Here is an 8,109-nt window from a genome sequence, read left to right on the forward strand (position 1 = left end):
GAGTATAATTTAATAATAACCAAACCTCCACAATTTGTCAATCTCGAAAATATATTCTCATATTCAGTAGAAGTCACGGATTAACGAACCACAGAGGCACAGAGTACACAGAGAAATAAGAGTTTGAGATTTGAAACCCACGGAGGCGGTCACTGAGCTTGCCGAAGTGTGGGTTTTGTCTGTGTAGACGCGGTTTCTAACCCCCAATTTAAAATCAAATATTGATACTGTTGGGAATGCGAGAAGGTAATAAATAGGGATAATCAACCCCGTTGGTTTCTAGACGCTGCTGATTACGTGCCTTGATTTTACCTTCTATTTCCCACAAATCATTTTGAAACTGTTCCAGAATTTGTCTGTCGTTTTTATCGGCAAATTTAATTAAATCCGAACTACCCAAATTACCCCAATAAATTCCACCTAATGTCGAAGCTAAACGCATTTGTAGTAACTCCATTTCTGGTGGTGGTAAAAGTTCCTCTAATGTCGCTGGTGTATTGGGGTGGCTATAGGTGGCTAAGGGCGCATTAGGTACATAACTCAGATAATCGAATTGGCTAAAATTGACGGCGGCGTGTTGGGGTCCACAGGTAAATATAACAATAGTAGCAATATCTATGAGTTGCTGTAAACTGCCAATTTTGGTAAATCCTGGTATACGGGGGTGGGTTGGTAATTCTTGGGGTTCAATACCCGATTCTGCTATCCATTCCTTGGGTAAATAGGGGGGTACTTGGGGAAAATCTGTTTTGGGACGGGTATTTAATGGTGCGCCTAATTCCTCTGCCCAAGATAGCAGATAGGGATCTTGTTGTACAGCTTTATCGTCTGGATAGTAACGCTGTAAATATTGAGTTGCATATTTAGCGATCGCTCCCCATAATAGCAAAGCATCGTCTCGATAAGGGAAGTCTGGGAGAAATTTAGATTCAATTCCCCGTAATTCAATATCATTCAACAGGGAATAATACCAAAACGATTTCTCTCGATAAGCCTGATTAATTACCCTTGTAGAAGCTGTTCTGGTGGGAGCAGTTAATTTGTTAATAGCCCCATCTTCATCCAATAATACTGTATTAGCCCGATGATTAATTGCCAGTAAAAATTGAAAATGGGGGGACAATAACTGATAAACTGGATGATTGTAGGGTAGTTGACGGGGAGTAGCGATCGCTAACGGCTCCATTGCCAAATGAGTGTAACATAAATGAGAAACTAATTGATGATGGGTAGCATCAGCAGCTTGAAAATATAATTTTGCTTTAGCCCATTCTTCACCAGTCCCAGTCGTTACAACTTTTCCTTTAACTACTTGAATTAATATCGGTTCTAAACCCTGTTCATTCCGATAAAATAACGCCACCGGATTACCAACATATTTACCAAGTTGCAAATCTGTAACTTTCAAATCTTTCAACAGAGGATAGTCAGCAATAAATAATCTGTTTTCACCGGCTGATTTAATCAAATCAATGGAGTTAACTTCACCCGCTAAACTCTGTATTAACCCTTGGTCAATAGCTTGAACACGCCTTAACACCAAAGGATTCGCCCCCGCTAACCTTTGACGAACAAATTCCCTATCTGTTAGACCCCCTTCCACTTCATGAATCCAACTTACCACCGGACGACTATTTCCAAAAGCTTGAAAAAATAGTTTTCTTTGTTGATCCTTTCTTTGAATTACAGGTAGATTTTTATCAACAGTTTCCACTGCCTTAATTGCTGCCATCAACCTTTCAACTAACTTCTTTCTTTCCTCTACATAACTACTATTAAATTGTTCATTTGGCGGCAAATCAAAATTAAACCAACCAGACTGAAAAACCTGACAATCTACCAATAAAGTTGATAAAAGTTGCCAATTTTCCTGTAAATCATCACTACTTTTTTCTAACTGTCTTAATAGCAAACTCCAAGGTTCTGACAAACTTCCTTGATTAAGCAGATTTTCATATAACTTCTTCACCAGATAACGGATACTTCCATCTTCTCCCGAATAGGGAAAAAGCCGTGCCGCTCCCTTCTGTTCTATACCATTTGGATCATAACGATAATGACCTTGTTGTTGCCGCAAAGATAAATATTTCGTCATAGCTTACTCCTGGTGTGTTAATTCGCAGCTTACGTTAGGATCTGGTCTACAATTGTTTATTTCTTGTGAGAAATCTAGATTAGGTATTCATTCTTTGGCCAGTTGAATTTTGGCCTGTTCCCACAAAACATCTAACTCTTGTAAACTGTAATCGGCAAGGGGACGATCAACAACAGCCTCCATTTTTTGCAGACGTTGGATTAAACGCTGACTTGTACCTTGCAAACCCGCACTCGGATCAAGATTATACCACCGCGCCAATTGCACAGTTGCAAATAGTAAATCTCCTAATTCTGCTTGTTGACGTTCTGGTGTTTCCGCAGATATAGCTTGTTGAAACTCCTCCAACTCTTCGTGAAATTTAGCCCAAACTGCATCTATATTTTCCCATTCAAACCCAGCAATGGCAGCCTTTTGAGAAATTTTCATTGCTGCGGATAATGGAGGAAGACTGCGGCGATAACGATCCAGTTTATCAGTTAGTTTTTGTGATTCTGGTGTTTCTCCCTTTTCTGCTGCTTTGATAGTTTCCCAATTTTGTCGCACTTCATCTATATTCTGCACCGTCACATCAGCAAATACATGAGGATGACGACGAATTAACTTTTGCGTAATTCCTTCCACGACCTGTTTTAGGGTAAAATGTTCATATTCTTTGGCAATTTGGGCTTGTAAGACTACCTGTAATAATAAATCACCCAATTCTTCAGCGATCGCTCTTTTATCCCCACTCCCAATCGCGTCTACCACCTCATAAGCTTCTTCAATCACATAGGGCATCAGGGTTTCGGGTGTTTGCGCTAAATCCCAAGGACAACCTCCATCAGGCGATCGCAATTTCGCCACCACATCTATTAATTCTTGTAACGCCACCAAAGTTGGATTTTGATTTACTTCCATAATTAATAAAAACTTGTTGATTTCAAAACTTCAGATTAGGGTAGCCAATTAATATCTAATAATTGAGATAAGCTGTATGGACAAGTGACAGGAAAACTATTAAGACGGGTTTTTTTGGTGACATATCTGAGAGCATCTTCGTAAATAATATTTATTTTATCCTCTAAATGTTTGTGTAAATTAGTCGTTAAATGTTTTCTTAATTGGGTACGAAAACTATCTATTTCGGCTTCCCAATGAGCAGAATTATCTTTTGATTCTTCCAACCAGAATTCCAGGAATAAAAGATGGCGTATAACTTGCTCTAATAAACTTTCAGCTTTATTTTTATCTCTTCTCCCCAAATCTTCCAATTCCTCAATTAAATTTTTAACATCTAGTTCTTCTAGGCGATTTTCTTTCAACAGCTTAATAGTTGTTTCTAGCCATAAATAATCATCAATATCATGGAGATTTTCCAACTGTTCTTTAATAGACAATACACTCATAACTAATTTTCAAAGATTTAGTATAGTTTCCTTGCTGTTTTTAGTATATATTACTCTTTAATATTTTTTCGAGTCCGAGAACTGCCTTTACTGCGAGTAACTTTAGTTTTCTTCACTTTACCATGAGGAAGTAAACCCCGAATCCCTTGCTTTTGGAAACGTTTGTAAGCCGAACCGCCCCAATCACTGAGATAATGACTCATAGCGCCCAGTTCACACCCCACAAACAGAGCCAGAAATTCTCTAGAATAAACAGAGAGCGATCGCCCCACACCCAAACCCAAATCTCCCCAATTCAAACTCACATTTCCCAACTTCGTCCCCACCACCAACAGCAAAACCCCTACTACCAACAGCAGAACCAGCAAATAAACCACCCGTAACATCGTTCCAATAATCGGACCATGAGATAAAAAAGAACGATGACGCAGACTTTTTTGATAAGGTAGCCAAATCCAGCGTACAACCCCCCAGCGTTGAAACTGCACCGAATAAATATCCAAATCCGGGCCGAACATCAAGCCCCCAAACATAAACCCACCAGCCACCAACAAAGTTAAATTACCGCTACGAGTCCAAACGAAAGTCATACCCGTCACAAAAGGCAAAGACCAGAGAGTAATGCGATCGTGCGTCTTTCCAGAGGGCATCTTGGCAAAATTAAAATTAAAACATCAGTCAGTATAACCCACCATGAACCATGATTAATCTTCCAGAATCGACATCTTCACCACACCAGAAAAAAAATTATCCAAAACACTTGCATAATTTCCAAAGCCTATGCTATATTAAATAAGTGACAAAAACGGGCGGTTAGCTCAGTTGGTAGAGCGCCTGCCTTACAAGCAGGATGTCATCAGTTCGAGTCTGGTACTGCCCATTAAAGTTTTGCAGTTGGTATTTATATAAATGCTGACTGCATTGTTTTTTATTTTACTCTAAATGTTTAATTTTGCTGATAGTATCGACCACCGGATCAGAATAAGCAAGATGTCACTAACATTTATTTAACTACTGAGTAGATAAACTTCCTGGTACGATCATCCATTGTGCTTAAAAGTCCATTACGTTATCCTGGTGGTAAGCAAAAGGCAATTCCTCAAATTGCTTACTATCTACCTCCTACATTTAGAGAATTTCGTGAGCCTTTTGTTGGCGGAGGTTCTGTATTTTTTCATGTTCTACAAAAGTACCCTAGTACGCCTTGCTGGGTTAATGATCTAAACTCAGAACTATACTATTTCTGGCATCAGGTCAAAACCAATCTATCAGAGCTTGTTGAGTCAGTGTGGGAAATTAAACATCAGACAACCGATGGACGTTCCTTATTTAAATCCCTCGCTGCCGCAGATACAAGTACCATGAATCCACTTGAGCGCTCTGTGCGGTTTTTTGTTCTTAACCGGATTACCTTTTCGGGAACAATTGAGAGTGGGGGTTACTCCGATGCTTCCTTCAAAGGACGATTTACAGACTCTTCGATTGAGCGATTAGCAGCTTTGGATGGTTGCTTTGTTAATACCCGTGTGACTAACTTCGACTACAGCACCCTACTGAGTGAACCTGGAGAAGATGTATTTATCTTTCTAGATCCACCTTATCTGAGTAATACCCAATCTAAGTTATATGGAAAAAGAGGCGATTTGCATACCTGTTTTGACCATTCTCGTTTTGTTAAACTGATATCAGAGTGTTCACACAAATGGTTGATTACTTACGATAATTGTGAGCAAGTGCGGGAAAACTTTTCTTTTGCCTACATTTATGAATGGGAGTTGCAATATGGGATGAACAACTATAAACAAAATAAGGCAGACAAAGGTAAGGAACTTTTTATTACAAACTATCCTGTTGAATCATCCAGTTTACCGACAATTATGGAAGTTGTCTAATCGTCATCCTGAATACTGCTCCTAAATTTTTGAATTTGGAATTGCTTAAATTCGTAATAACCTGAGATAATGTAAAAACTCGTTTTTAGTGTATCATTTCTGATGAAACCATGCCCTCCCTGAATTTAGCGATCGCTCGTCTAAGAAATACTAGCAGTGATAACTTCGCAATTTGGGTGGTCAAAGCTCCCTATCCTAGCGGCTATGGTATGCATGACTGCGTTTTTTCGGTTGAACTGGCTCAAATTTGGGAAGAATGGCAGCAAATGTTCACCAATCATAGCCCCTTGAATATTCTTCCCTCAACCTCCGAAATCAACACAATACCAATTGATCTCAGTTTAGCCCCCCCGACTCAAAGCACCAGTCCATACAGCAGTCGGTTAATGCAATCCTTGGGCATAAGTTTATGGCGTTGGTTATTTGACAAAGAAATTCTCAGTAGTTTAGAACGCAGTCGGGGCATTGCCATGGGTCAAAATACCAGGTTACGCTTGCAATTAGAAATCCGTGACCCCGATTTGATCGCTTTACCTTGGGAAATTATGCAGCGTGAAGCCGGTCAATCAGCCATTTCTCTATCCCAAGATATTTTATTTAGTCGCACTACCAACGAAGTCGAACCCCTATCAGAGTTACGAACCGATAAAGGTTTAAACGTTCTTTTGGTTTTAGGCCATAATCAGAAATTACAGTTAGATCAAGAAGCGGCTTTGCTAGAAAAAATCTTGATGGATTGTACCCCAGGTTCTAGTAATGCTTCTGGATATGCACCTTGTATTGTTAAAACACTCTTGCAACCTACCCCCCAAGAGTTAATTCAAGAATTAGAAAAGAAACTTTATAATGTCTTTTTTTATGCCGGACATGGTTTACCAGCCCCGGACGGCGGGTTATTATTTTTATCGGCAGATATGACCTTAAACGGCATCGAATTAGCCCAAGTTTTGAATCGAGCCGGAGTAAAATTAGGGGTGTTTAATGCCTGTTGGGGCGCGCAACCAGCCGCAATTAATCATCAAGCCATACCCGCTAGTAGTTTGGCAGAAGTGTTAATTCGTCATGGTGTGCCGGCGGTGGTAGGAATGCGTGATGAAATTGCTGATGAAGAAAGTTGCAGTTTTATTCGGGCTTTTGCCGAAGCGCTGCGATCGCGCAAGCGAATTGATGAAGCAGTGGCCGCAGCTAGGCAAGAACTATTAACAGTATATAAATTTAACCAGCCAGCTTGGACATTACCCGTTCTTTATTTACATCCTGATTTTAATGGAGATTTGATTAAAACTGTTGAGGAAGGCATTACAGAACTACCAGAAAGTAGCATTTCTGGCACATTTTCCCCTTTGCCTCATGCCTGTTTGCGATCGCTCTCTCCAGGAGGTCAAATTTGGTTATTACGTTCTGGAGTTACCCGCATTGGTCGCACTAAAGACAATGATATTATTATCCCTGAAACTTATGTTTCTAAACGCCATGCCGAAATCCTCTGCCGCAATAATCACAATGGTACTGACTCAGTATCGGCCTATTATCTGCAAGATTTTTCTACCTACGGTACAACTTGGTACTTAAACTCCAATGGTTGGCAACGAGTTATGCGCGAAGAAATTTCCTTAACATCGGGAATGCAATTAAAATTTGGCAGTGCTAAAGGTGAAATTTGGGAATTTATAATTGAAAAAATCTAATTTCTGTTCAATTCCTAATTTTTACAGGATTGATTTTGGGATAGCCAAGAAAAATATTCTCTCTCATCCCCTTTCTTCCTCCTGACTCCTGACTCCTGACTCCTGACTCCTGACTCCTACTCTAAAAAAATATTTATGCCAAAAGTTGATTAGATGCGGAAATTCAATTCTTCCACTTGTAGCTGTCAGCAAGGTTAATTAATCGTAAGGTGAAAAAAATGACTAATCACATCAATACTTCTCACCCTTCTCTAATTGATTTAGAGATATTATCAACTCTGTTAGAACCGGAAGATACTACCTATCCCTGGAATCCTGCTGATGAGGAATCAGAGGGTTATTTTCAGCAACTAGATCAACAGTTTGCCAGCCAGGATTGGTTAGCAGATGAATTGACAAGGCGATCGCCCAATTTTTATGATCATTTAGATACAATTTGGTCTCAAGCTGCCCCTACTAACCTAAAACACTATCTACAAACATCTTTACATCAAGCCTTTTCTGCTGCTGTTCCCCTAACTTGGCTGAATGCCATTAGCCAAAAAGTGGCTGAGGTGTTTTCTTTACAACAACCAACCAACGAAAAATTAGTTTCTTGTGTACGGGATTTATTCCCAACTTTACAAATTGATGATTTGTTAGTTTTAGCCCGTCCCTTTGCCTATTCAATGCGAAGTGAATCACAAAATTCGTCATCTGTCATCAGTAATATAGAAGGGAGGGAATGGTTAGATTTGTCACCAATAGAACAGGCTAAAATGAGTTTAGCGATCGCTAATTACGCCATCAAGCAAATAGACGATTTAGACCAGTCATGAGAAAGATTTGCTTGGCATAAATCAAAGCAAGTGATAAATATTAAACGCCCTTGATGATTTTTAGTCATAAATAGGGCATTTTCAGTAGTTTACGATGAGAGCAAAAATATGTCATCTATCTAAAGACATAGTTGCTTTATTTGATGTCAAAAAGAAAAGAAATGCCTGAACCCAACGACAATCTTTAAAGTCAACCTACTTAGGGCTTAGTGAATAAAGCTAAAACTG

The 8,109-nt window shown here is 39.4% G+C and carries 7 protein-coding genes and 1 tRNA gene; 4 read left to right on the forward strand and 4 right to left on the reverse strand.

Annotated elements, in window-relative coordinates; translation table 11 throughout:
- Nucleotides 1-214: 214 nt before the first annotated feature.
- From VB711_RS22980 to VB711_RS22995, 4 genes are all read right to left on the reverse strand, one after another.
- On the reverse strand, nucleotides 215-2,095 hold the full coding sequence (locus VB711_RS22980; protein ID WP_323288672.1) for a lipoxygenase family protein: 1,881 nt from the start codon (nucleotides 2,093-2,095) through the stop codon (nucleotides 215-217).
- Nucleotides 2,096-2,182: 87 nt separating this feature from the next.
- Nucleotides 2,183-2,995, reverse strand: a complete 813-nt coding sequence (gene mazG / locus VB711_RS22985; protein WP_323288673.1) for a nucleoside triphosphate pyrophosphohydrolase — start codon at nucleotides 2,993-2,995, stop codon at nucleotides 2,183-2,185.
- A 35-nt stretch (nucleotides 2,996-3,030) separates the two neighbouring features.
- Complete coding sequence (locus VB711_RS22990; RefSeq protein ID WP_323288674.1) at nucleotides 3,031-3,483, reverse strand: DUF29 domain-containing protein; 453 nt, start codon at nucleotides 3,481-3,483, stop codon at nucleotides 3,031-3,033.
- Nucleotides 3,484-3,533: 50 nt separating this feature from the next.
- Nucleotides 3,534-4,133 (reverse strand): metal-binding protein, encoded by a 600-nt coding sequence (locus VB711_RS22995; protein WP_323288675.1) that lies wholly within the window; start codon nucleotides 4,131-4,133, stop codon nucleotides 3,534-3,536.
- Between the two features lie 157 nt (nucleotides 4,134-4,290).
- On the opposite strand from VB711_RS22995, the gene VB711_RS23000 reads away from it, so the two are divergent.
- The 4 genes from VB711_RS23000 to VB711_RS23015 all read left to right on the forward strand — a co-directional run bounded on the left by VB711_RS23000 (nucleotide 4,291) and on the right by VB711_RS23015 (nucleotide 7,881).
- Nucleotides 4,291-4,363, forward strand: a tRNA-Val gene (locus VB711_RS23000).
- Between the two features lie 169 nt (nucleotides 4,364-4,532).
- A complete protein-coding gene (locus VB711_RS23005; protein WP_323288676.1) occupies nucleotides 4,533-5,375 on the forward strand; it encodes a DNA adenine methylase in 843 nt (280 codons plus the stop codon).
- Between the two features lie 110 nt (nucleotides 5,376-5,485).
- Nucleotides 5,486-7,063: a CHAT domain-containing protein gene (locus VB711_RS23010; RefSeq protein ID WP_323288677.1), complete on the forward strand. Its 1,578-nt coding sequence runs from the start codon at nucleotides 5,486-5,488 to the stop codon at nucleotides 7,061-7,063.
- Between the two features lie 218 nt (nucleotides 7,064-7,281).
- Nucleotides 7,282-7,881: a hypothetical protein gene (locus VB711_RS23015; protein WP_323288678.1), complete on the forward strand. Its 600-nt coding sequence runs from the start codon at nucleotides 7,282-7,284 to the stop codon at nucleotides 7,879-7,881.
- The last annotated feature ends 228 nt before the right edge of the window (nucleotides 7,882-8,109 follow it).

This window comes from Cronbergia sp. UHCC 0137 (assembly GCF_034932285.1).
In the GTDB taxonomy this organism is placed as follows: domain Bacteria; phylum Cyanobacteriota; class Cyanobacteriia; order Cyanobacteriales; family Nostocaceae; genus Cronbergia.

Coding starts and splice junctions, on each gene's coding strand:
- VB711_RS22995 (WP_323288675.1), bottom strand. CDS start 4,133: ATGCCCTCTGGAAAGACGCACGATCGCATTACTCTCTGGTCTTTGCCT.
- VB711_RS23015 (WP_323288678.1), top strand. CDS start 7,282: ATGACTAATCACATCAATACTTCTCACCCTTCTCTAATTGATTTAGAG.
- VB711_RS22990 (WP_323288674.1), bottom strand. CDS start 3,483: ATGAGTGTATTGTCTATTAAAGAACAGTTGGAAAATCTCCATGATATT.
- VB711_RS23010 (WP_323288677.1), top strand. CDS start 5,486: ATGCCCTCCCTGAATTTAGCGATCGCTCGTCTAAGAAATACTAGCAGT.
- mazG (WP_323288673.1), bottom strand. CDS start 2,995: ATGGAAGTAAATCAAAATCCAACTTTGGTGGCGTTACAAGAATTAATA.
- VB711_RS22980 (WP_323288672.1), bottom strand. CDS start 2,095: ATGACGAAATATTTATCTTTGCGGCAACAACAAGGTCATTATCGTTAT.